Source organism: Sphingomonas sp. GW821-FHT09B04, from assembly GCF_059418285.1.
Window position 1 is genome coordinate 472051 of sequence record NZ_JBWKPO010000002.1, and the last position, 21286, is coordinate 493336.

Below are 21286 nucleotides of genomic sequence, written 5' to 3' on the forward strand. Positions count from 1 at the left end.
TGCCGGGCCGGCGGTTCCGAAAGGACGATGATGCCGCATTCTCACCACGCCTTCGGCCTCGGACTGCGCAAGCCGCATTATGCCGAATTCCTCGATTATCGCGTCGCGGTGGATTTCGTCGAGGTGATCTCTGAGAATTTCATGGTCGATGGCGGCCGGCCGCGCGAAATCCTGCGCGACGTTCGCGCGCGCTACCCCGTCGCTTTGCACGGCGTGTCGATGTCGATCGGCTCGGCCGACGGGCTCGATCCTGCCTATCTTGCCCGGCTGCGCGCGCTGGTGGACGAGATCGATCCGCTGTTCGTGTCCGATCATCTGAGCTGGTCGCGGATCGAGGGATTCAATTCGCACGACCTGCTCCCGCTGCCCTATACGCATGAGGCGCTCGATCTGGTCTGCGCCAATATCGGCCGCGCACAGGACGCGCTGGGCCGCACGATGCTGATCGAGAATCCCTCATCCTATCTCGACATCGCGCCTGCGGAGATGACCGAATGGGAATTTCTGGCGGAGATGTGCGCGCGCACCGGCTGCGACTTGCTGCTCGACGTCAACAATGTCTTCGTCAGCGCCACCAACCACGGCTTCGATCCCTTCGCCTATCTCGATGGGGTACCCCATGATCGGGTCCGCCAAATTCACTTGGCTGGGCATAGTCAGGGCAGCGAATTGCTGATCGACACGCACGACCAGCCGGTGCCCGCCTCGGTCTGGGACCTCTACGCCCATGTTCTGCCGCGCCTCGGTCCGGTCGCGACCATGATCGAACGCGACGATGCGATCCCGCCGCTGCACGAACTGCTTGCTGAGCTGGCTGTTGCCCGCCGGATCGCGGCGGATGGGGCACGGGTGGCGGCATGACCCTGCTCGATCTTCAGCGCGATATGCGCGGCTGGCTGACACGCGAGGATGAAGCCATTACCGCTCATCTCGGTGCCGATGCCGGGCCGGGGCTGCGCGCCTATTTGAACAACTACCGCGCCCAGCTTGTCGCCTGCCTTGGGGAAAGCTTCGCCCGCACCCGCAACTGGATCGGCGGGGAGGGGTTCGAACAGGCGGTGATCGCCCATATCGCCCGCGTCCCGCCGAGCAGCTGGACGCTCGACGCCTATCCCCGCGATTTCCCCGCGACGCTCGCGATCCTTTATCCCGTTGATCCCGAGGTCGCCGAACTCGCCTGGCTCGACATGGCGCTGGGGGAGGCCTTTGTCGGACCCGACAGTCCCGCGCTGGACGACGATCTCACCCGGATCGACTGGGACCGCGCGGTGCTGCGTTTCACCCCGACGCTCGATCTCGCCGCGCTGACCACCAACGCCACCGCGATCTGGTCCGCTCTCGCCGATGGCGTCGTCCCGCCGGGTATCGAGATGCTCCCCGAAACCGGCGCGATGATCGTCTGGCGCCATGCCGGTCTGTCTCGCTTCCGCGCGATCGGGCAGGTGGAACGGCAGGCATTGCTCTCCGCGCGTCAGGGGCTTCCCTTCGCGGCGCTGTGCACGGCGATGGTCGATACTTATGGCGATGACGACGGAATCGTCCAGGCAGGACAGATGTTGGGCCAGTGGCTCGGCGACGGGTTGATCGCCGGAATCGAAACCCGCTGATCGCCTCTTGAGCCTGATCGCGCCTCAGGCATAACCGGCGGCGATGCTTATTCCTGAAATTTCGCTCCAGCCGCTCGAACGCGGTCAGCTCAATGTGATGCGCCTGACGGGCGCGATCGGCTTCGGCGGCGCGACGATCGTCGCCGCGATCCCCAGCTGGGCGTTGTCGCACAGCTGGGAATGGCTGCCCGTCTGGGCCGCGTCGCTCGCGGTGGCGCTGATCGGCGCCTGGTCGCTGGCGTTCACCCGGCGGCGCTGGGCGCGCTGGGGCTGGGCGTGGACGGGCCGGGAGCTCCACGTCGCTTCGGGCTGGCTGATCCGGAGCCACACCATCGTCCCTGCCGCGCGGGTCCAGCATATCGATGTGACGCAGGGGCCGATCGAGCGGATCTTCGGCGTGTCGACGCTTATCCTGCACACCGCCGGCACTGCGAACAGCGAGGTCAATCTGCCCGGCATCTCTCGCGAGACCGCCGAGGAGATCCGCGACGCGATCCGCGCGCATCTGTCGAGCGATCCCTGGTGAGCGGTAGCCTGAACGACGACGTGAGCGAGCAGACGAGCGACGTCGAGGATCACGGACCGAAGCGCGTCCATCCGGGCACAATTGCGATCGATTTCCTGCGCCGCGCCCCGCAGACGGTGATCGGCCTTCCTGCGATCGCAGGCTGGACCTCGGGTCGCAGCATCGGCTGGATCCTGCTCGCCGCGACGCTGCTTGGTGTCGGGATGCTGGTCTTCACCTGGATCGGCTGGCGGCGCTTCACCTATACGATTACCGAGCATGAGCTGGTGATCGAGCGCGGTCTGCTCAACCGCAGCCGCCGCTCGATCCCGCTGACGCGAATTCAGGACGTGTCGATCGAGCGCAAACCCCTCGCGCGCCTGTTCGGGCTTGCCGAGGTGAAGGTAGAAACCGGCGGCGGCGAGAAGGACGAGGCGGTGCTCGACAGCGTCTCCGTCGCGGAGGCAGAACGGCTGCGCGCCGCATTGCGCGGCCAGATACCGTCCTCCACGATTGTCTCGTCTGCCGAAGGAAATGCGAAGTCTTCGGAGGCCTCTGCGCTTCCCGTTATTTTCCAGATGCCTCTCGTCCGGGTCGTCCTGCTCGGGATGTTCAGCTTCTCGCTGGTCTGGATCGCCGCGCTGTTCGGCGTCCTCCAGTTTTTCGACCAGATCTTCGACCTTGGCCTCGGTGAGCCGGACAACTGGGCGGAGGTTGCGAAAGACCAGGTGCAGACCCGCTTCAGCATCGCCGCGGCGCTTGCCGTCGCCGGGGTCGCGCTGGTGCTGGGCGTGGTTAGCGGGGTGATCCGTACTACCCTGCGCGACTATGGCTTCACCCTGCGCGCGGGCGGCGGACGGTTTCGCCGCACCCGTGGTCTGCTGACCCGCAGCGAGGTGGTGGTGGCGATGCGCCGCATCCAGCTCGCGATGGTCCAGCGCGGTCCGTTGCGCGGCGCGTTCGGCTGGCACGCGCTCAGTTTCCAGACGCTTGGTGGCAGCAACGACCCCAGTGGCCGGCAGGCGATGGCGCCGCTCGCGCGCGACCATGAAGTCGCCGCGATCGTCGAGACCTCGGGCCTGCCCCCATTTGAACGGCTACCGCTCCGTCCGGTTGCGGCGGGGCATGTGCTGCGCAGCCTGGTGCGGGCGGCTCCGGTGCCGGTGGTCGTCATCGTGGCGGCGCTGGTCGTGTCTCCGCTTGCGTGGATCGCGATGCTGGCATTGCTCCCGATCGTGGGAATTGCCCTGCTGCAGCGCCGGTACCATCGCTATGCGTTGCGTGACACCAGCCTTCAGGTGATGCGCGGCGTGATCGCCCAGCGCGACTGGATCGTGCCCTACCAGAATGTGCAGGTAGTGACGCTGCGTGCAGGCTGGTTCCAGCGGCGACTGGGACTGGCGAGCGTGCTCGTCGATACCGCGGGCGCGGGCGGTGGCGGCGCGCCCGACGTAGTGGATCTGGCAGCCGAGGACGCGCGTGCGCTGGCGTCTGGTCTGGTGGCGCGGATCGGCTAGCGCGCTGGTGTCGGCTGGGGCACGGGGACGGTCACGATCGGCGGCGTAACATCTCCCTTGCGGCGAACCCCGGTGAGGCCATCGGGCACCGCGGCGCGCTTGGCCGCCTCCGCCTCGACAGGCGCGGCAGACGGGACGGCGGCAGGCAGCGTGGGCATGCGGCGCATGCACTGCACCGGGCTCGGCCGCCTGAACTCGCCGCAATTCCACAGCGCTTTGCCAAAGCCCTGTGCCTGATCGCGCAGATAGCTGAACGACATCGCCTCGATCTGCCCGGCACTGGGCGTGCCGCCTGCCGGCGGAACCTTGCTGCGATCGGTCCAGCCGAGGAACTTGCAGAAGGGCCGCTCCGCGCATGTCCGGATCGCGAGCGCGGCGAACGCATCGGCCCCCATGCTGCGATCGAGCGCAACGTGGAACACGTTGCTGTCGCTGCCCGTCACCGGCTGCGGGATCGCTGAGTCCGGGATCGCGGCGGGGGCGATCGCGACGCCCTCCGCCGCGAGTGCTGCCGGATCACCGCCCACGGCATGGAAGGGGGAGAGGCGCGCCATCTTGGCGATCACCGGCTCGGCACCGGCATAGGCGCGGCGGAAGGCCGATGGGGTGCCCCACCAGCCGGTCCAGCGGAAGAAAAGGTGCGTGTTGACCTCGGCCACCTTGTCGAGGCTCGAACTCCAGTACGGCACCACCCAATCGGTATGGTAATGGGTCGAGTTCCCTACTTTTGTATAGACATATCCGGCCAGCGCCTGCCGCGACAGGGCGCGTGCGCGATCCCATGCCGCGGCTGAAGGGGTTCGCGTCATCGCGCCGTCGCAAGTGAAGGTGAACTGGCAGCCGGTGCGCCGCTCCTGCCCCTGGAACACGACGCCGCACACGCTCTTGGGAAAGGCCGGGTGGCGCATCCGGTTGAGGATTACCTGCGCCACCGCGCGCTGGCCGACCGGATCGTCGCCAGCCTCATACCAGGTTGCCGCGGCAAGGCAGTCGACCGCGCGCGCCTGATCGTCAACGGCGCCGGTGACAAAGAAAGGACGCGCGGCAGGGTTGGGGCCGGTGACGAAGGGGATGGTTGCGTTGAAGCGCCGTGCTTCGTCCATTGGCAGTTCGGCGAGGCGCACCGGCTCGACCTGCGGAAGCTCGGCCTGCGGGACCACGCGCTTGGGCTTGCGGATTTCGGCGAGCGTCGCGGCGTCGCCCGGGCGGGCCGGCGGCGCGTTGAGCACGACCAGCAGCGGGGCGAGGACCGCCAGCAGCGCGATCAGCGCGAGCGCGACCCACAGGCCAGGCGCGATGCGCGTCGGTTCGGTGGCAGGGTCGGTCACAGGCGTGGTTTGTCCTCGGACGGCGAAAGGCCGCCGCCCATAACGCACGCGTGACGAAGTTGGAACCATCGGAGACGACCGGAGCGGCGGCGCGTGCCACCGCTCCGGCGCTCTGATCAGCTCTCGGGCAGGAAGTCGGGAACGCTCAGGTAACGCTCGCCCGTGTCGTAGTTGAAGCCCAGCACGCGCGATCCTGCGGGCAGGTCGGGCAGCTTCTTGGCGATGGCCGCCAGGGTTGCGCCCGAACTGATCCCGACCAGCAGGCCTTCCTCGCTCGCGGCGCGGCGAGCGTAGCTCTTGGCGTCGCCGGCATCGACCTGGATCGCCCCGTCGATCGAATCGGTGTGTAGGTTGCGCGGTACGAAGCCAGCGCCGATGCCCTGAATCGGGTGTGGGCCGGGCTGGCCGCCCGAGATGACCGGCGAAAGCTCGGGCTCGACCGCATAGACTTTGAGGTTCGGCCAGCTCTTCTTGAGCGTCTCGGCAACGCCTGTGATATGCCCGCCGGTGCCGACGCCGGTGACGATCACGTCGATCGGGCTGTCAGCGAAGTCCCTGAGGATCTCCTGCGCCGTAGTCTTCACATGCACGTCGATATTGGCCGGGTTCTCGAACTGCTGCGGCATCCATGCACCGGGAGTCGATTCGACGATCTCGACCGCGCGTTCGATCGCGCCCTTCATCCCCTTCTCACGCGGGGTCAGGTCGAAGGTCGCGCCATAGGCCAGCATCAGGCGGCGGCGCTCGATGCTCATGCTCTCGGGCATTACCAGTACGAGTTTGTAGCCCTTGACCGCGGCGACCATTGCCAGGCCGACGCCGGTGTTGCCGCTGGTCGGCTCGACGATCGTCCCGCCGGGTTGCAGGCTGCCGTCAGCTTCTGCCGCTTCGACCATCGACAGCGCGATGCGGTCCTTGATCGATCCGCCGGGGTTGGAGCGTTCGGACTTCACCCACACTTCGGCGCCGGGGAACAGGCGCTGGATGCGGATGTGCGGCGTGTTGCCGATCGTCTCGAGGATGGTGTTGGCCTTCACGTCTTCGTCTCCTCAGGAATAGGCTCCGCAAGATGTACCGGCGGGTCGAAGGTTCGCGCCCGCCGCAACTCGGGAAAGATACGCGCCCAATACGCAGTTACCAAGATGGCCAGAAAGCCGCCGCCCACAGTCGCGACCACCGGGCCGATCGCTGCGGCAAGAAACCCCGAGCGCGCCTCGCCCAGTTCGTTCGAGCTGGAAATGAACAGCGTCGAGACCGACCCGACCCGACCGCGCATCGCGTCGGGGGTGTAAAGCTGGATCAGCGACGAGCGGACATAGACCGAGATCATGTCGAACGCTCCAAGCAGCGCCAGCGCAACGAGCGAGACCAGCACCGCCGGGGCGAAATCGCTCCCGATCATCGATGGACCCCACCAGCTGCTCATCAGCGGCCCGGCCCAGCCGAACACCACGGTCGCCACGCCGAAGCCGACGACCGACCACAGCATTTTCACGCCGACATTGGTCTTGAGCGGACGCCACGACAGGACCAGACCGACAGCAACCGCGCCGACCGCGGGCGCGGCGCGGAGGTGGCCGAGGCCGTCGGCGCCGGTCATCAGGATATCGCGGGCATAAATGGGGAGCATCGCGGTCGCGCCGCCGAGCAGCACCGCGAACATGTCGAGCGAGATCGCGCCGAGAACGAGGCGGTTCTGGCGGACATAATGGAGGCCGTCCATCATCTGGCGCAGCGGGCTGCCGGTGCGCGCGATCTGGCTGCGTGGCACCGGCGTCACAAGGAACATCATCAGCAGCGAGATAACGAATAGCCCGCCCGAGACGGCATAGGGCAGGGCGGGGGAGGCAGCGTAGAGATAGCCGCCCATCGCCGGCCCGACGATCGACCCTGCCTGCCAGGCGAGTGCGCTGAGCGCGATCGCGGTGGGAAGCGAGGCCGCGGGTACTAGGTTCGGCGCGAGCGCCTGTTGCGCAGGGGCGAGGAAGGCGCGCGCGACGCCGAGCAGGGCTGCAACCCCGAACAGCGCGGGGAGGGTAACGGTGTTGGACCACGTCAGCCAGGCAAGGCTGAGCGCGCAGAAGACTTCAAGCCCGATCGCGGCGCGGATGATCCAGCGCCGGTCGAGCCGGTCGGCGACCCATCCGGTGAACAGCGTCAACACCAGTAGCGGCAGAAACTGGGCAAGGCCGACCAGTCCGAGCTGAAGCGCCGCCTGCTTGATCCCCATCGTCTCGCGGGCAAGATCGTAAACCTGCCAGCCGATCACCACCACCATCGACAGGCCCGCCAGCGTCGAAGCGAGCCGGGCGATCCAGTACACACGGTAATTGTGGATAGCGAAGGGATGGGCGGCCATGGAGAGCGTCGGGCGATCCTGTCTGGCCGCGAACCGGGTTGGGCGGCGTCAGGTGCCTGTAGGCCGCGGACGCGCGCCGGCGCAACGATGGAATCGCAGCGCCGGCATCGTATCGGTGATCAGGTCAGCGAGACTTCAGCGACCTTGTCGCGATAGTCCTGCTTGGGATCGGCACCGAGCAGCATCTTCACGCCGGCGAACAGGCTGTTCTCATTCAGCCAGATCTGCGCGCGCTCGGTATCGAGCCGGATAAGCTGGAGGTTGGGATCGTCCTTGCCGCCCTCGAACCACGCCGCGACGAAGGGATTCCAAAGCCGGTCGATCATTGTGCGATCATTGTCGAGGACAAGGTTGCCGTGGATCGTCGCCCAGAGCTCGTGCCCTTTGGATGCGAAATGGGCCATCGCGCGGTGCCCTTCGCGCATCGCCTGAACAAGACCGTTGTCGCGGGTCGTGAAGAACCAGATCGGGCCGCCCTGCTGCTCGTCATCGCGCAACGCCGTCATCGGCTGGGCATGGCCATCATCGACCCCGTCCAGTCCGAGAAAGAGGGTGCGGTCGCTGTCGATCGCCTTCCAGAATTTCTTCTGAAGTTCCTGTGGGTTGGACATGCTGCATCTCCGGAAAAAGGGATGCAGGGGCAACGGCCGGGAAGCGGCCAGGGTTCCTCAGTCCGCCGGGAAGCGGTTTCAGCCGAGTGCGGGGAGTGGCGGTCGTGTGCCGATATAGGCCCGCGCCGGCTGGTCGAGCGGGAAGCCGACCTGACCCAGCCGGCCGAGCAACTGGCGCGCGCGGTTGGTGAGTGCCAGCCGCGCATCGATTGCGACGGGTGCGGCGACCAGATCGGGCGCGATTACCAGTCCTTCGGGCACCCGGCGCAACTTGCCCGATGCGACCAGTCCCTCAAGGTTGCGCGAGACCGTGGCGTAGGGAAGACCGAGGATCCGGGCCACGGTGCTCGGCTTGACCGGCGCCAGATAGGGTCCGGCGGCGTGTGCGAAGCGGCGGTTGGCCCATTCGATCGCGAAGATCAGCGAGAGACGGGTCCAGTTCTCGCCGCGCTGATGATGGCACTCGATCGTGGCAAGCAGCAGGTCGAACGCAATCCCGATGCCCGCGCGCGGGTCATAGGGTGCGCCTGCGCGCGGTTCGGGAAGCAGCAGGTTTGCGGCGCGCACGTCCTCAACCAACCGGACGAGCAGGTCGTGGCACCCGTCGGCCATCAGCGCGACGCGCGGGTCGCAGATCACCTGGAGCGGGACCGACAGGCCGGTGTCGCTGCGGACCAGCAGACCTGCCTCGATCAGCATATTGGCCTGACGCCGGATCGTCTCGAACGGGCGGGTGAGCGAGGCAGCGAGGGCGTTGACGCTCACCGGATGCGAGCGGCCCGGTCCGGAATCGAACGGTCCGCACGCCCGCGCCGCTGCAGCAAAGATCAGGGCTCGATTGGGCGCGCCAAACGCGTTGATGCCGGCGGACATGGCGGATGCCGCGAACTCGGCCAGCAATCCCTCGAACAACGGCCCTTGCAAGGGCGCCGCAGCCTGATGCTGTTGGGCTGGTTCAAACGCCATCACTTGGCGCCCCTCCAGCAATGACTTCACAACGCACCAACGCCTTGAATTCCCCCAATTCAAATGAAGTGAAGGCGGAATTCAGGATATGCGCAACGGATCAGCTACTCATTTTGCGCGATTGGGCAGGAAGTCGCATCATTTTGAGTAGTTTTGAGCGGAATAAAGCCCCGAAACCCCCGGAATCCGGCGGTTCGGGTTGCTTCGTTATATCGTTCCGGCAGCGAATGAAGGCCGATTCTGTGCCGATTCCCGGCAGATTCAGCGCTGTAGCTTCGCCATGATCGTCATCGCCTGTTCCCCGCCTGACTTGGGAACAATCTCGCCCATCCGATCGGTGATCGCGCTCCAGTTTGCGGCGATACCCTCAGGCGTCAGTTCGTCGCCCTGAAGCCGGACGCCCGGAGTCAGCGTGATATAGGCTGCCTGGAACACGCCCGCACCGGCGCCGACGATCATGTTGGTCGGCGCATCCTCGCTGACGAGGAACAGCGCAGCGGGCGCGACGCTTTCGGGCGTGAAGGACTGGAAGGCGGCTTCGGGGAAGATGTCCTCGGTCATCCGCGTGCCCGCGGTGGGCGCGAGGGTATTGACGCGGATGTTGTATTTCGCACCCTCAAGGTAGAGCGTCTTGGTGAGGCCCGCGAGGCCGAGCTTGGCTGCGCCGTAATTGGCCTGACCGAAATTGCCGTAAAGGCCGGTCGAGGATGCGGTCATCAGGATGCGGCCGTAATTCTGCTCGCGCATCGTCGCCCACACCGCCTTGGTGACGTTGGCCGATCCGTTGAGATGGACGTCGACGACGAAGCGGAAATCCTCCGGCTCCATGTTCGAAAAGCTCTTGTCGCGCAGGACGCCGGCATTGTTGATGAGGATGTGGACGCCGCCCCACTTCTCCTTCGCCGCAGCGACCATTGCCTCCATCTGGGCATAGTCGGTGACGCTGCCGCCATTGGTCATCGCCTCACCGCCAAGCGCTTCGATCTCCTCGACTACCTTGCCGGCGGCATCGGAATGACCGGTGCCGTCGCGGCTGCCGCCCAGATCGTTGACCACCACCTTCGCGCCGCGCCGGGCGAGTTCGAGCGCATAGGCGCGGCCGAGACCGCCGCCGGCTCCCGTCACAATGGCAACACGCCCGTCGAACCTGATCGCCATACCGCCTCCTCGAATCTTCCTGCGGCTAGTGCCGCGGGCGCGCAATTTTCGCAAGAGACACAAAGGGGGCAAGCGTGCGCCAGTACCAAATGGCACTCGACGGGGACAGCGAGTCCCGGCCATGCCCCTTCCGCCAACTGGTGGGGGATCTGATGATCAAGTGGCTGACGGGCCGGCTCAATTGCCTGCGGGCGCGGCATATGCGCTCCGAGTCCGCGGTTCGTCCGGTGGGCGACACCTATGAAAGCAAATGCGCCTATTGCGGCGTGCCGATGCTGCGGCTCGCCAAGCGGAACTGGGTCGTGAAGCCCCGTTGAGGGCAGAGCGCGGCGCCAGCCCCGCCTTTCACTTCAACCGCCGCGCTGGCGGCAATTGTCGGTCTGCCCCTTTTTGCACAGCGGATATTTGTCGAGCGGCGGCGGGGGCGGGAACGCCTGAGTGGGCGTCATCGGATTAGCCTGGAAGATCGGCTTCTGGCCGCTGCTGGTATCGCCCTGGATGGCGGGGGTCGAAGGCTGATAGCCGCCGACGGGATCTTCGGGTGAGGGGGCGGCCGGGGCCGTGGGCGCCGGGTTGGCTTGCGTATCCTGCGCAAGCGCGGCGGTACCGGACATCGCGAACGCAGCCGCGGCAAGAGCGAGCAGCTTCATGGGATTTCTCCTGACGTTGGTCGGGTCGGAGCATATTTGCTCGGCCCGCCAACGCATCAGGAAGTGATTCTATCCCGCGTCGAGCGCATAACCGGCCGAACGGACGGTCCGGATGATGTCGGGACGGTCGCCGGTGTTGATCGCCTTGCGCAGCCGGCGGATGTGCACATCGACGGTGCGGCTCTCGATGTCGCTGTCATGCCCCCACACCGCGTCGAGCAGCCGCTCGCGTGAGAAGACCCAGCCAGGATGCTCGAGGAAATGCTTGAGCAGGCGGAATTCGGTGGGGCCGAGCGGTACGACATCGCCGCCGCGGCGCACCTTATGGCCGACCGTGTCCATCTCGATGTCCGAATAGAGCAGCGCCTCGCCCGCGAGCGCCGGACGCACGCGGCGCAGCACCGCGCCGACGCGCGCGACCAGCTCGCGCGGACTGAACGGCTTGGTGACATAATCGTCGGCGCCGGTCTCGAGCCCGCGGACGCGGTCCTCCTCTTCGCCACGCGCGGTCAGCATGATGATCGGGACGTTGGCCGTCTCGCTCATCCGGCGCAGGCGGCGGCAGACCTCGATCCCCGACAGGCTCTCGACCATCCAGTCGAGCAGGACGATATCGGGCGCACACTCCTTGGCGAGCAGCAGTGCCTCCTCGCCATCGGGGGTGTGGCGGACGTCGAAGTCCTCACGCTTGAAGTGATAGGTGAGGAGCTCGGCGAGCGCGGCGTCGTCCTCGACCAGCAGCATCCGGGCGCGACTCATGTCAGTTCTCCGCGGTGTCGGTATCGCGATCGGCCAGATACTGCCCGGTCGCGGCAAAATACACCATCTCGGCGACGTTGGTGGCGTGATCGCCGATCCGCTCGATATTCTTGGCGACGAACAGCAGGTGCGCGACCTCGCTGATCGTCCGCGGATTCTCGACCATATAGGTCACCAGCGTGCGGAAGATGCTGTCGTAGAAATCGTCCAGACGCGCGTCGCGCTCGGATACGCGGATCGCCGCTTCGGCATCGCGCGCCGAGAAGGCGTCGAGCACGTCATGGACCATCTCGCCTGCCATCTGCGCCATTGCCGGCAACAGCGAGATCGCCTCGATCCGATCGCCGTCGGTTGCATGGATCAGCGGCGTGCGCTTGGCGATGTTCTTGGCATAGTCGCCGATCCGCTCGATCACCGCGGCGATCTTGAGCGCAGCAACGACCTCACGCAGATCGTCGGCCATCGGCGCGCGCAGCGCGATGACGCGCACGGCGAGCTTCTCGACCTCCGCTTCGATCGCGTCGATCGCCTTGTCCTTGGCGCGGACCTCCTTGGCGAGCTTCGTATCGCCGCGCTGGAGCGCGATCATCGCATCGCGAATCGCTTCCTCGGCCAGCCCGCCCATCTGCGAGATCAGCGCGCGGAGATGCTTGATGTCCTGATCGAACGCCTTGACGGTATGTTCGTGCCCGGTCGTCGCCATTACCCGTACCTTCCGGTGATATAGTCCTTGGTCCGCTCCTGACGCGGGGCGGTGAAAATCTGGTCCGTCTCACCATATTCGACAAGCGTGCCGAGGTGGAAAAAGGCGGTGCGCTGCGAAACGCGCGCGGCCTGCTGCATGTTGTGCGTGACGATCACGATCGCATAGCGGCCGCGCAGCTCGTGGATCAGCTCCTCGATCTTCGCCGTCGCGATCGGGTCGAGCGCCGAGCAGGGCTCGTCCATCAGGATCACCTCGGGATCGACCGCGATCGCGCGGGCGATGCACAGACGCTGCTGCTGACCGCCCGACAGCGCGGTACCGCTGTCCTGCAGCCGGTCCTTGACTTCGTCCCACAGGCCCGCGCGCTTGAGCGAACGCTCGACGATCTGGTCCATGTCGCCCTTGGCGCGCGCAAGGCCATGGATGCGCGGGCCGTAAGCGACATTCTCGTAGATCGACTTGGGGAACGGGTTCGGCTTCTGGAACACCATGCCGACGCGCGCGCGCAGCTGAACCACGTCCATCGACTTGTCGTAGATATTCTCGCCGTCCAGCGTGATCTCACCCTCGACCCGCGCGCTGGCGACGGTGTCGTTCATGCGGTTGAGCGTGCGCAGGAAGGTCGACTTGCCGCAGCCCGACGGGCCGATAAAGGCGGTGACGTGATCCATGTCGACGTCGATCGACACGTCGCGGATCGCCTGTTTCTCGCCGTAGAAGACGTTGACGCCGCGCGCCGACATCTTGGTGGCTGGCTGCGCCGCGACGGTGTCGGCGGCTTCTGCGATATCGGATTGGGTCATCACTGCGGTCATCACCAGCGGGTCTCGAATTTGTTGCGAAGATAGATGGCGAGGGCGTTCATCGCGAGGAGGAATGCGAGCAGCACGATGATCGCGGCGCTCGTCTTCTCGATGAAGCCGCGGCTGACCTCGTCCGACCACAGAAAGATCTGGACGGGCAGCACGGTGGCGGGGTCGAACACGCCGCCGGGCGGCGTGACGATGAAGGCGCGCATCCCGATCAGCAGCAGCGGCGCGGTCTCGCCCAGCGCGCGCGCCATGCCGATGATCGTCCCGGTGAGGATACCCGGCAGCGCGAGCGGGATGACGTGGTGGAACACGACCTGGATGCGGCTGGCGCCGATGCCGAGCGCGGCGTCGCGGATCGACGGCGGCACCGCCTTGATCGCGTTGCGCCCGGCGATGACGATCACGGGCATGATCATCAGCGCGAGCGTCAGGCCACCGACCAAAGGCGCCGATCGCGGCAGCCCGAGCGTGCCGAGGAACACTGCAAGGCCAAGCAGGCCAAAGATGATCGACGGAACCGCCGCGAGGTTGTTGATCGACACTTCGATCAGGTCGGTCCAGCGGTTCTTGGGGGCATATTCCTCAAGATACACGGCTGAGAGCACGCCGATCGGGAAGGCGATCAGCAAGGTCACCAGCATCGTCAGGATCGAGCCCTTGAGTGCCCCCCAGATGCCCACCGAAGTCGGGTCGGTCGAGTCCGCACGGCTGAGAAAGCCGGCATTGAAGCCGCTCTGCAGCGCGCCGCGGTCACGCAGTTGCTGGACCAGCGCGCGGAATTCCGGCTCGCCGCCGCCATCGGCCGCGGTGTCGAGCCCGGCTGAGGCAGGCACCCAGATATGCGCGCTCTGGCTCAGCAGATTGGGATCTTCCTTGATCGCGTCGCGCACGGCCGTCCACGCGTTCCCGGCGATCAGTTCCTCGCCCTTCGCGCCGAACGCGGCGGTCGCCGCGGTTTTCACGCGATCCTCCAGACCGGCGCCGGCCAGCGCCAGATCGGCGCCGCGCGTCGCAAGCTGGGCACGATCGACCGCGAGCGGCGCCGACTTGAAGTCGATCGGCAGCGAGACCTCGGTCCGCATGAACCCGGCGGCGCCGTTGCCGATCATCGTCGCGAGCAGGAAGAACAGGAACGACGCCGAGATGACGACCGCGCCCATGCCGATCAGCCGGAACCGGCGTTCGGCGCGGTAGCGCTTGCGGATGCGCTTCTGCATCGCATCCGTCTTCCAGTCGGTGGGTGCGCGGTGGCTCAGCTCACTCATATGCTTCGCGATACTTCTTCACGACGCGCAGGGCGACGATGTTGAGGAGGAAGGTGATCATGAACAGCGTCAGGCCCAGCGCGAACGCGGCCAGGGTCTTGGGGCTGTCGAACTCGGCCTCGCCGGTCAGCAGATCGACGATCTGCTTGGTGACGGTGGTCGCGCTTTCCATCGGGTTGAGCGTGATGTTGGCGGCTCCCGAAGCGGCCATCACCACGATCATGGTCTCGCCGATCGCGCGGCTGACCGCGAGTAGCACGCCCGCGACCACGCCCGGGAGCGCGGCGGGGAGCAGCACCTTGCGGATCGTCTCGCTGGTGGTCGCGCCCATCGCCAGGCTGCCGTCGCGCATTGCGCGGGGGACGGCGGCGATCGAATCGTCTGCCATCGAAGAGACGAAGGGGATGATCATCACGCCCATGACGAGGCCCGCCGACAGCGCGCTTTCGGAGCTGGCGTAAGTGAAGCCCATCGAGACCGCGAGGTCGCGGATCGCCGGGCCGACGGTGAGCGCGGCGAAATAGCCATAGACCACGGTCGGCACGCCCGCGAGGATCTCGAGCAGTGGCTTCATCCACTGGCGCACCGCGGGGCGGGCATATTGCGTCAGGTAAATCGCACTCATCAGCCCGAACGGGATCGCAACGAGCATCGCGATCACTGCGCCGATGAAGAAGGTGCCCCAGAACAAAGGCACTGCACCCAGCGTCGCGCCCGGATCGGCCGGGTCGATGACCTGCGGGCTCCACAGCGTTCCGAACAGGAAATCGGTGATCGGCACCATTGAGAAGAAGCGCAGCGATTCGAACAGAAGCGACAGGAAGATGCCGAGCGTGGTGAGGATCGCGATCAGCGACGCCACCAGCAGCGCAAGCATCACCGTCCGCTCCACCCGGGTGCGGGCGCGGAAATCGGCCTTCACGCGGGTATAGGCGAAGGCTCCGGTCGAAAAGGCGAGCAGGATCGCGATGCCCGTTCCCAGCCAGCTATAGAAACGGCTCGCCTGACTATAGACCGGGGCAAGCTGTTCGGAGAGCGGGTAGAAGCCGTAACTGCCGCCCGCGGCCCGCGCGCGCACTTCGTTGAGGATCGCGTCGCGCTCATATCCGAAGGCAGGCAGCTGGAACGCCTCGGGCGCGCGCAGCACCGCGTCGGTGGCAAGGCTCGGCGTGATGATGTTCCAGGCGATCACGAAGACCAGCGTTGGGATCACCGTCCACATCGCGACATACAGGCCGTGCTGGCCCGGAAGCGAGTGGAGCCGGTGCTTGCTGGCCGCACCGAACCGCGCGGCGCGCGCGCGGCCGGTGAGCCAGGCGATGACGCCCAGCCCCGCGACGAGGAAGATAAGTGCGTAAGGGTTCACGGGGCTGGTTCCGGCCTTACTTCAGCGACGCGGGGTCGAGCGTGGTTTCCATGTCGATCACCTTGGTCGCGGCGTCGCGTGCGGCCTGCGGGCTGGCGATCAGGCCGCGCTTCACCAGCGGGCCGTCCGGCGCCCACATCTGGGCGTATTGCGCCAGGAACTCCTTGAGCCCCGGAACCGCCTTCAGATGCTGCTTCTTGACGTAGATGTAGAGCGCGCGGGCGCCGGGATAGCTGTTGCCGGCGATCGTCTCATAAGTCGGGGTCACGCCGTCGATCGGCACGCCGTGCAGGCGCTGGGCGTTTTCCTCAAGATAGGAATAGCCGAAGATGCCGAGCGCGTTGGGATCGGTCGACAGCTTCTTGACGATGAGGTTGTCGTTCTCACCCGAGTCGACATAGGCGGCGTCGCTGCGGATCAGCAGGCAAAGATTATCGAACTTATGCTTGTCCGAATCCTTGAGCGCCTTGGCTTCGGGATTGGCCTCTTCACAGCCCTTTTCCAGGATCAGTTCGGCGAACGCGTCGCGCGTGCCGCTGGTCGAAGGCGGGCCGAGCACCTTGATCGGGATGGCCGGAAGCGACGCGTTGACGTCCTTCCAGGTCTTGGCCGTGTTGGGCTTGCCCATCGGATTGGCGGCGAGCGCGAGGTAGATGTCCTTGCGGGTCAGCGCCATCTTCGGGCCCGCGTTCGATTCGGCGAGCGCGATGCCGTCATTGCCGATCTGGACTTCGATGATCTCGGTGACGCCGTTCTTCTGGCACAGCTCGAACTCGGACTTCTTGATCCGGCGCGATGCGTTGACGATGTCGGGATGCGCGACGCCGATGCCGCCGCAGAACAGCTTCATGCCGGCGCCGGTGCCGCCCTGCTCGATCACCGGGGCCTTGGCCTGAGTGCTCTTGTTGACGAAGGCTTCGGCGACGGCGGTGGTGAACGGATAGACGGTCGAGGAACCGACCACCTTGATCTGGTCCCGGGTCGCCTGACGGTCGCAGCCGGCAAGCGCCAGCGCGGAGAGCGCGATCAGAGTGAAGCTGCGCATCTGTAATCCCCTCGGCCGAAGCGATTCGCTGGAAGGGCGGCCGGTCCCGTTCCGTCGCGGCCTGTGTTGCAGTTGCGTTACGTTATGATGACAGCGCTTCCGGAGGCGGGGCCGTGGGGAGCAGAATCGTCACCGTCGTCCCCGTGCCGACGGTGCTGGCGATATCCAGCCGTCCGCGATGCCGTTCGACGATATGCTTGACGATGGCGAGGCCAAGGCCGGTGCCGCCCGCAGCGCGGCTGCGGCTCGAATCGACGCGGTAGAAGCGCTCGGTAAGGCGCGGAAGATGCTCGGGGGCGATCCCTTCGCTTTCGTCGGCGACCGACAGGCGCACCATTGATTCGCCCGAGGCGCGGAGCGAGACGGAGACAGGAGTCCCGGCGCGCCCATATTTCATCGCGTTGCCGACGATGTTGTGGAGCAGCTGCGAGAGCTGGACGCGATCGCCGCGGATTGGGATGACCGGATCGGCGTCGATCACGATATCCGCCGCGCGGGTCGGCGACAGCGCCGCCAGCTCGGCCTGCACCTCGTCGATCAGCTCGGGCAGATCGACCGAATCGTCGGGCGCGCGATATTTCTCCGCCTCGATTCGCGACAGCGACATGAGGTCGTCGATCAGCCGCTGCATGCGGCGCGCCTCGTTGTCCATCACGCGCAGGAAACGGGTGCGAGTCTCGGGATCGTCGGCGGCGTCCTCCAGCGTCTCGATAAAGCCGAGGATCGAGGCGAGCGGGGTGCGCAGTTCGTGGCTGGCATTGGCGACGAAATCGACGCGGATCCTGTCGGCGGCGTGGCTGCCGGTGCGGTCGCCCAGATGGACGATGCGGTGTCCGCCGGGCAGGCTGCGCACGCGCATTTCCCAATGCTGGTCGCGCGCGCCGAGACCGACGAGCTGGATCGGGGCTGCCGACGTTTCCTCGGCGCTGAGCAGGCGTTCGGCGGCGGCGGGGTGGCGGATCGCCACGCGCACATCCTCGCCCAGAATATGCTCGCCCAGCAGGGTCCGCGCGGCCCGGTTGGCGGCGATCACGCGGTTCTCGGCGACGTGGAGCACCGGCTCGAAAATCGCCTCGATCGCATCGGCGATGCTGTCCGCCGCGGGGGCGGGCGGGAACATGTCCGAGGTGGCGTGCTCGGCGGGAGGGGCGGCGATCAGCGCGGCGACCGCGGCGCCGACCAGCGCGATCCCGCCGGCCTCGATCCCCCCGGCAAGCCAGACGGCGAGCGTGGTGATGAGCACGGCGGTCAGCGCGAAGATCGTGCGGGATCGGGAAAGCCCAGGCATATCGGGCATCTAGCCCACATGTGGGACAACGCGCCACCGCTTGCGTGCTTGCGCCCGATTCACCTTTGTGAAAGGCAGATGTGGCAGGAGTGGAATATGGGCGACGACAATTCCCAGGATGACGGGCAGCAGGCGAGCAAGGCAGTGCGCCCCAGCCGCCGCGCGCTGATGCTTGGTGCGGCGAGCGCGTCGGCGATCGTCTCGATCAAGCCGGCGCTGGCGCAGACCGCGGGATCGGTGCTCACGTGCGAGATTCCGGTGCCCGATCCGGGCCGTGCGGGCAGCTATATCGACGCCAATGGAAAGGTCGTGCCGCCGGGAACCAAGGGTGCGTTTCCGCCTGCCGTGCGCCCCTTCCGCGGCGAAGACGTCAAACGGGCAATGAACGGCGCGAACCTGCCGGGCACGACCTCTGACCAGAGCCGCGCCTACACCAATTACATCCGCCGCCTGCAGCGCGGGACGAGCGGCTTCACCTGCTTCGCATCGCTCCAGATGCCGCGCGGCTAGGTGCCGTGACCCGCTACCGCGCCGCGCCCGCCGCGACGCTCCGGATCGCCCCGCTCGATGTGCTGACGTTGGTCTATCACCGCGCGTCGGGGATCACGCATGTGGTGGATTCGCCGGTGCCGGAACTTCTCGAAACGCTTAATAATCAATCGCTTACGCTTGACGAGACGCTGGCGGCGCTCGCGGCCGCGCACGACCTGATCGACCCGGACCGTGCGGCCCTCGCCGCGCGGCTCGACGAGCTGGTCGCGGCGGGTCTGGTCGAGGCGATCTGATGCGCCATTCGACGATGCTGCGGATCGGCCCGGTCGGGTTTCGAGTCGGAAGCGACTGGCGCGCGCCTGTCGCGCTTCTGGACGACCTTTACCACGATTACCCGCAGCCGCAGGACGGCATCCCCGACTTCAACGTCCGCCTGTTCGCCGCGCGCTTCTGGCGGCGCTGGGTCCGGCCGTCGGTGCAGATCGGCGGCGATTTCGTCATTCCCGACGCCGCGCCGTTGCCGCTGGCGCAGGGGCTGCTCGCGGCCGAGATGGCGATGAATCTTCAGATGGCGCTCGGCCAGCGCCGCTATCTGCTGCTCCACGCCTCCGCGGTCGAGCGCGACGGCAAGGCGCTGCTGATGACCGGCGAGTCGGGCGCGGGCAAGTCCACGCTGGCGGCGCTGCTGATGGCGCGCGGGTGGCGGCTGATGGGCGACGAGTTCGCCCTGCTCGATCCCGCCACCGGCATGATCCACGGCTTTCCGCGGCTGATCAGCCTCAAGAACGAAGCGATCGGCGTGATGGCGAGCGAGATGAAGGGCGGTCGCTGGGGGCCGCTGTTGGAAGGGACGCCCAAGGGCGCGATCCGGCATCTGGTGCCCGATGCCCGCTCGATCGCGGCGATGGAGCAGCCCGCGAAGCCCGCGCTGCTGTTGTTCCCGTCCTTCGGCTTCGACAGTGCAGAGCGCGAAGTGTTTCCGAGCGAGTGCTTCGTCCGGCTGACTCAGGCGTCGACCAACTATGTCACGCTCGGCGAGGCAGGGTTCGACGCGCTGACGGGCCTTGTCCGCGGCGTGCCTGCGCGCGCGATCGACTATCCCGATACCGCGACTGCAATCGCGACGGTTGAGCGGCTGTGGAGCGAGCTCGCATGAGCGGCGCGCTGCTGGCGCGGGCGTTGCGCGACCCCCTATCGGTCGAGGCACTCGACGCGAGCGGCTGGACGGGATTGCTGGCGGCGGCGCGGGCAGAGCAATTGATCGGCACCCTTGCCTGGCGGGTCGAAGGACTGGCGATGCCGGACGCGGCGCGGCGTGTGCTGGAAGATGCCCGCGCCACGGTCGAGCAGGGGCGGCTGGTCGCACTGTGGGAGGCCGAGATGGCGCGGCGCGCGCTCACGCCGACCAGCATGCCGGTTGTGCTCCTCAAGGGCACGGCGTTCGTCGCCGCTGGGCTGTCGGCGGGGCAGGGGCGGCAGATCGGCGATCTCGATATTCTCGTGCCGCGCGACCGGATCGACGAGGCCGAGGCGGCGCTGATCGCGGCGGGGTGGGAATGGGTGAAGCCCGATCCCTATGACGACGCCTATTACCGCCGCTGGATGCACGAGCTGCCACCGCTGATCCATCGCGAGCGCGACCGGATGATCGACGTGCACCATACGATCCTCCCGCTCACCGCGCGAATCACGCCCGATGCGGCGGCGCTGATCGCGAGCGGGGTGCCGCTGGAGAACGGGCTGTTGGTGCTGCCGCCCGAGGGGATGCTGGTCCACGCAGCGGCGCATCTCTTCGCCGACGGCGACCTGCAGGGCGGCCTGCGCAACCTGTGGGATATCCGCTGCCTGACCGATGAGTTCGGGGATGAGGCGTTCGAGCTGAAGCTGGCCGCCTGCGCCGCGCACCACGGGCTGACGCATGAGGTCGAGCGGGCGCTGCGCCTGTCGAGCCACCTGTTCGGTGAGGGCGCGGACCTGACGCTGGCCGATCGCTTCTATGTCCGTCGCCTGCTCGCACGTGACGGCTGGGGCCGGCCGACCCGCAAGCTGACCGAGCTGGCCTTCTACCTGCGCGGCCACTGGCTGCGCATGCCGCCGCTTATGCTGGTGCGACACCTGTGGACGAAGTGGCGGAAAGGGTATCGCCCAGCCGGATGAGCGTCGGGATCAGCTCGTCATAGCTGTCGATCACCGCATCGGCGCCCAGTTCCTCGATCGGCTGCATCATAAAACCGAAGCTGACCGCGATGTTCGGAATACCGGCATTCTTGGCTGCCTGAATATCGTAGATCGAATCGCCGACGAACGCCGCGCGCCCGCCGCCGCAGCGCGCGATCATCTCACGGATCGGCGCGGCGGAGGGCTTGGCGTTGCCCTTACCCATCGTGTCGCCGCCGATCACGCATGCGAAGCGATGATCGAGACCGACTTCGGCAATGAGCTTCACCGCGAAGCGTTCGAACTTGTTGGTGACGATCGCGACCTTCACCCCGCGTGAGTCGAGATCGTCGAGCGCGGCCATCAATCCGGGGAATGCGACGGTGCCGTGCGTCAGATTGGCATCATAGTAATCGAGCAGGGCGGGGTAGACACGCTGCATCGTATCCGCGTCGAATCCGCCTGAGGCTTCGAGTCCCTGTTCGAGCATATGCTTCGCGCCCCGGCCGAGCATCGACTTGACGGTATCGAGGGAGAGTGTCGGCCGGCCCGCCAGTTCGAGCGCATAATTGGTCGCGGCGGCAAGGTCCGCGCTGGTATCGAACAGCGTGCCGTCGAGATCGAAGCCGACAATATCGAAAGGGAAATTGGTCATGTCGCGGCAAATGCCCGCGCGACTATGGAAATTGCAAGAT

Annotated in this window: 24 protein-coding genes; 9 read left to right on the forward strand and 15 right to left on the reverse strand. The window is 66.6% G+C overall.

Annotated elements, in window-relative coordinates; translation table 11 throughout:
* Window positions 1–27 precede the first annotated feature (27 nt).
* Genes bufB through AC07NK_RS08300 form a run of 4 tightly spaced genes read left to right on the forward strand, consistent with a single transcriptional unit; the run spans window position 28 to window position 3629 of the window.
* Complete coding sequence (gene bufB, locus AC07NK_RS08285; RefSeq protein WP_495170104.1) at window positions 28–861, forward strand: MNIO family bufferin maturase; 834 nt, start codon at window positions 28–30, stop codon at window positions 859–861.
* Window positions 858–1607 carry an HvfC/BufC N-terminal domain-containing protein gene (locus AC07NK_RS08290; protein ID WP_495170105.1) on the forward strand — a complete coding sequence of 250 codons (750 nt, stop codon included), beginning with the start codon at window positions 858–860 and terminating at the stop codon, window positions 1605–1607. Before bufB ends, AC07NK_RS08290 begins: the two co-directional genes overlap by 4 nt.
* Before the next feature lie 43 nt (window positions 1608–1650).
* Complete coding sequence (locus AC07NK_RS08295) at window positions 1651–2133, forward strand: PH domain-containing protein (protein WP_495170106.1); 483 nt, start codon at window positions 1651–1653, stop codon at window positions 2131–2133.
* Entirely contained in the window at window positions 2130–3629 is a 1500-nt protein-coding gene (locus AC07NK_RS08300; protein ID WP_495170107.1) for a PH domain-containing protein, read from the forward strand. The genes AC07NK_RS08295 and AC07NK_RS08300 overlap by 4 nt, the downstream gene beginning before the upstream one ends.
* Here AC07NK_RS08300 and AC07NK_RS08305 read toward each other — a convergent pair.
* From AC07NK_RS08305 to AC07NK_RS08330, 6 genes are all read right to left on the reverse strand, one after another.
* On the reverse strand, window positions 3626–4957 hold the full coding sequence (locus AC07NK_RS08305) for a cell wall hydrolase (RefSeq protein ID WP_495170108.1): 1332 nt from the start codon (window positions 4955–4957) through the stop codon (window positions 3626–3628). The genes AC07NK_RS08300 and AC07NK_RS08305 overlap by 4 nt on opposite strands.
* A 116-nt stretch (window positions 4958–5073) precedes the next feature.
* On the reverse strand, window positions 5074–5994 hold the full coding sequence (gene cysK / locus AC07NK_RS08310; RefSeq protein WP_495170109.1) for a cysteine synthase A: 921 nt from the start codon (window positions 5992–5994) through the stop codon (window positions 5074–5076).
* Entirely contained in the window at window positions 5991–7316 is a 1326-nt protein-coding gene (locus AC07NK_RS08315; RefSeq protein ID WP_495170110.1) for an MFS transporter, read from the reverse strand. The genes cysK and AC07NK_RS08315 overlap by 4 nt, the downstream gene beginning before the upstream one ends.
* A 119-nt stretch (window positions 7317–7435) precedes the next feature.
* A complete protein-coding gene (locus AC07NK_RS08320; RefSeq protein WP_495170111.1) occupies window positions 7436–7927 on the reverse strand; it encodes a pyridoxamine 5'-phosphate oxidase family protein in 492 nt (163 codons plus the stop codon).
* Window positions 7928–8005: 78 nt separating this feature from the next.
* The gene (locus tag AC07NK_RS08325; RefSeq protein ID WP_495170112.1) at window positions 8006–8893 is read right to left on the reverse strand and encodes a hypothetical protein; all 888 of its coding nucleotides are present in this window, start codon (window positions 8891–8893) and stop codon (window positions 8006–8008) included.
* Between the two features lie 261 nt (window positions 8894–9154).
* Window positions 9155–10051: an SDR family NAD(P)-dependent oxidoreductase gene (locus tag AC07NK_RS08330; protein ID WP_495170113.1), complete on the reverse strand. Its 897-nt coding sequence runs from the start codon at window positions 10049–10051 to the stop codon at window positions 9155–9157.
* A 74-nt stretch (window positions 10052–10125) separates the two neighbouring features.
* Between AC07NK_RS08330 and AC07NK_RS08335 the strand changes: the two genes are divergently transcribed.
* On the forward strand, window positions 10126–10368 hold the full coding sequence (locus AC07NK_RS08335) for a hypothetical protein (protein ID WP_495170114.1): 243 nt from the start codon (window positions 10126–10128) through the stop codon (window positions 10366–10368).
* A gap of 33 nt (window positions 10369–10401) precedes the next feature.
* Here AC07NK_RS08335 and AC07NK_RS08340 read toward each other — a convergent pair whose 3' ends face one another.
* The 8 genes from AC07NK_RS08340 to AC07NK_RS08375 form a co-directional block, all read right to left on the reverse strand.
* Window positions 10402–10701 (reverse strand): hypothetical protein, encoded by a 300-nt coding sequence (locus AC07NK_RS08340; RefSeq protein WP_495170115.1) that lies wholly within the window; start codon window positions 10699–10701, stop codon window positions 10402–10404.
* Window positions 10702–10770: 69 nt separating this feature from the next.
* Window positions 10771–11460 (reverse strand): phosphate regulon transcriptional regulator PhoB, encoded by a 690-nt coding sequence (gene phoB / locus AC07NK_RS08345; protein ID WP_495170116.1) that lies wholly within the window; start codon window positions 11458–11460, stop codon window positions 10771–10773.
* Window position 11461: 1 nt separating this feature from the next.
* A complete protein-coding gene (gene phoU, locus AC07NK_RS08350; RefSeq protein ID WP_495170117.1) occupies window positions 11462–12163 on the reverse strand; it encodes a phosphate signaling complex protein PhoU in 702 nt (233 codons plus the stop codon).
* The gene (pstB, locus tag AC07NK_RS08355) at window positions 12163–12969 is read right to left on the reverse strand and encodes a phosphate ABC transporter ATP-binding protein PstB (RefSeq protein ID WP_495170354.1); all 807 of its coding nucleotides are present in this window, start codon (window positions 12967–12969) and stop codon (window positions 12163–12165) included. Before pstB ends, phoU begins: the two co-directional genes overlap by 1 nt.
* A gap of 11 nt (window positions 12970–12980) precedes the next feature.
* Window positions 12981–14243, reverse strand: coding sequence for a phosphate ABC transporter permease PstA (pstA, locus tag AC07NK_RS08360; RefSeq protein ID WP_495170118.1), 1263 nt, complete (start codon window positions 14241–14243; stop codon window positions 12981–12983).
* Window positions 14236–15609, reverse strand: coding sequence for a phosphate ABC transporter permease subunit PstC (gene pstC / locus AC07NK_RS08365; RefSeq protein ID WP_495170119.1), 1374 nt, complete (start codon window positions 15607–15609; stop codon window positions 14236–14238). The genes pstA and pstC overlap by 8 nt, the downstream gene beginning before the upstream one ends.
* Window positions 15610–15625: 16 nt before the next feature.
* Window positions 15626–16654, reverse strand: coding sequence for a substrate-binding domain-containing protein (locus AC07NK_RS08370; RefSeq protein ID WP_495170120.1), 1029 nt, complete (start codon window positions 16652–16654; stop codon window positions 15626–15628).
* 82 nt (window positions 16655–16736) lie between these two features.
* Complete coding sequence (locus tag AC07NK_RS08375) at window positions 16737–17942, reverse strand: ATP-binding protein (protein WP_495170355.1); 1206 nt, start codon at window positions 17940–17942, stop codon at window positions 16737–16739.
* Window positions 17943–18038: 96 nt separating this feature from the next.
* Here AC07NK_RS08375 and AC07NK_RS08380 point away from each other — a divergent pair, with 96 nt between their 5' ends.
* From AC07NK_RS08380 to AC07NK_RS08395, 4 genes are read left to right on the forward strand one after another with little or no spacing between them, the layout of a single operon-like run.
* A complete protein-coding gene (locus AC07NK_RS08380; RefSeq protein ID WP_495170121.1) occupies window positions 18039–18452 on the forward strand; it encodes a hypothetical protein in 414 nt (137 codons plus the stop codon).
* A gap of 5 nt (window positions 18453–18457) precedes the next feature.
* Window positions 18458–18727 (forward strand): HPr-rel-A system PqqD family peptide chaperone, encoded by a 270-nt coding sequence (locus tag AC07NK_RS08385; RefSeq protein ID WP_495170122.1) that lies wholly within the window; start codon window positions 18458–18460, stop codon window positions 18725–18727.
* Window positions 18727–19590 carry an HprK-related kinase A gene (locus AC07NK_RS08390; protein ID WP_495170123.1) on the forward strand — a complete coding sequence of 288 codons (864 nt, stop codon included), beginning with the start codon at window positions 18727–18729 and terminating at the stop codon, window positions 19588–19590. Before AC07NK_RS08385 ends, AC07NK_RS08390 begins: the two co-directional genes overlap by 1 nt.
* Window positions 19587–20591, forward strand: coding sequence for a nucleotidyltransferase domain-containing protein (locus tag AC07NK_RS08395; protein WP_495170124.1), 1005 nt, complete (start codon window positions 19587–19589; stop codon window positions 20589–20591). The genes AC07NK_RS08390 and AC07NK_RS08395 overlap by 4 nt, the downstream gene beginning before the upstream one ends.
* Here the strand turns inward: AC07NK_RS08395 and AC07NK_RS08400 are convergent.
* Complete coding sequence (locus AC07NK_RS08400) at window positions 20533–21246, reverse strand: HAD-IA family hydrolase (RefSeq protein WP_495170125.1); 714 nt, start codon at window positions 21244–21246, stop codon at window positions 20533–20535. The genes AC07NK_RS08395 and AC07NK_RS08400 overlap by 59 nt on opposite strands.
* Window positions 21247–21286: the final 40 nt, after the last annotated feature.

Coding starts and splice junctions, on each gene's coding strand:
- AC07NK_RS08315 (WP_495170110.1), bottom strand. CDS start 7,316: ATGGCCGCCCATCCCTTCGCTATCCACAATTACCGTGTGTACTGGATC.
- AC07NK_RS08295 (WP_495170106.1), top strand. CDS start 1,651: ATGCTTATTCCTGAAATTTCGCTCCAGCCGCTCGAACGCGGTCAGCTC.
- AC07NK_RS08290 (WP_495170105.1), top strand. CDS start 858: ATGACCCTGCTCGATCTTCAGCGCGATATGCGCGGCTGGCTGACACGC.
- AC07NK_RS08370 (WP_495170120.1), bottom strand. CDS start 16,654: ATGCGCAGCTTCACTCTGATCGCGCTCTCCGCGCTGGCGCTTGCCGGC.
- AC07NK_RS08325 (WP_495170112.1), bottom strand. CDS start 8,893: ATGGCGTTTGAACCAGCCCAACAGCATCAGGCTGCGGCGCCCTTGCAA.
- AC07NK_RS08320 (WP_495170111.1), bottom strand. CDS start 7,927: ATGTCCAACCCACAGGAACTTCAGAAGAAATTCTGGAAGGCGATCGAC.
- AC07NK_RS08380 (WP_495170121.1), top strand. CDS start 18,039: ATGGGCGACGACAATTCCCAGGATGACGGGCAGCAGGCGAGCAAGGCA.
- pstB (WP_495170354.1), bottom strand. CDS start 12,969: ATGACCCAATCCGATATCGCAGAAGCCGCCGACACCGTCGCGGCGCAG.
- AC07NK_RS08330 (WP_495170113.1), bottom strand. CDS start 10,051: ATGGCGATCAGGTTCGACGGGCGTGTTGCCATTGTGACGGGAGCCGGC.
- AC07NK_RS08400 (WP_495170125.1), bottom strand. CDS start 21,246: ATGACCAATTTCCCTTTCGATATTGTCGGCTTCGATCTCGACGGCACG.
- phoU (WP_495170117.1), bottom strand. CDS start 12,163: ATGGCGACGACCGGGCACGAACATACCGTCAAGGCGTTCGATCAGGAC.
- AC07NK_RS08395 (WP_495170124.1), top strand. CDS start 19,587: ATGAGCGGCGCGCTGCTGGCGCGGGCGTTGCGCGACCCCCTATCGGTC.
- AC07NK_RS08340 (WP_495170115.1), bottom strand. CDS start 10,701: ATGAAGCTGCTCGCTCTTGCCGCGGCTGCGTTCGCGATGTCCGGTACC.
- AC07NK_RS08390 (WP_495170123.1), top strand. CDS start 18,727: ATGCGCCATTCGACGATGCTGCGGATCGGCCCGGTCGGGTTTCGAGTC.
- AC07NK_RS08375 (WP_495170355.1), bottom strand. CDS start 17,942: ATGCCTGGGCTTTCCCGATCCCGCACGATCTTCGCGCTGACCGCCGTG.
- pstA (WP_495170118.1), bottom strand. CDS start 14,243: ATGAGTGAGCTGAGCCACCGCGCACCCACCGACTGGAAGACGGATGCG.
- phoB (WP_495170116.1), bottom strand. CDS start 11,460: ATGAGTCGCGCCCGGATGCTGCTGGTCGAGGACGACGCCGCGCTCGCC.
- bufB (WP_495170104.1), top strand. CDS start 28: ATGATGCCGCATTCTCACCACGCCTTCGGCCTCGGACTGCGCAAGCCG.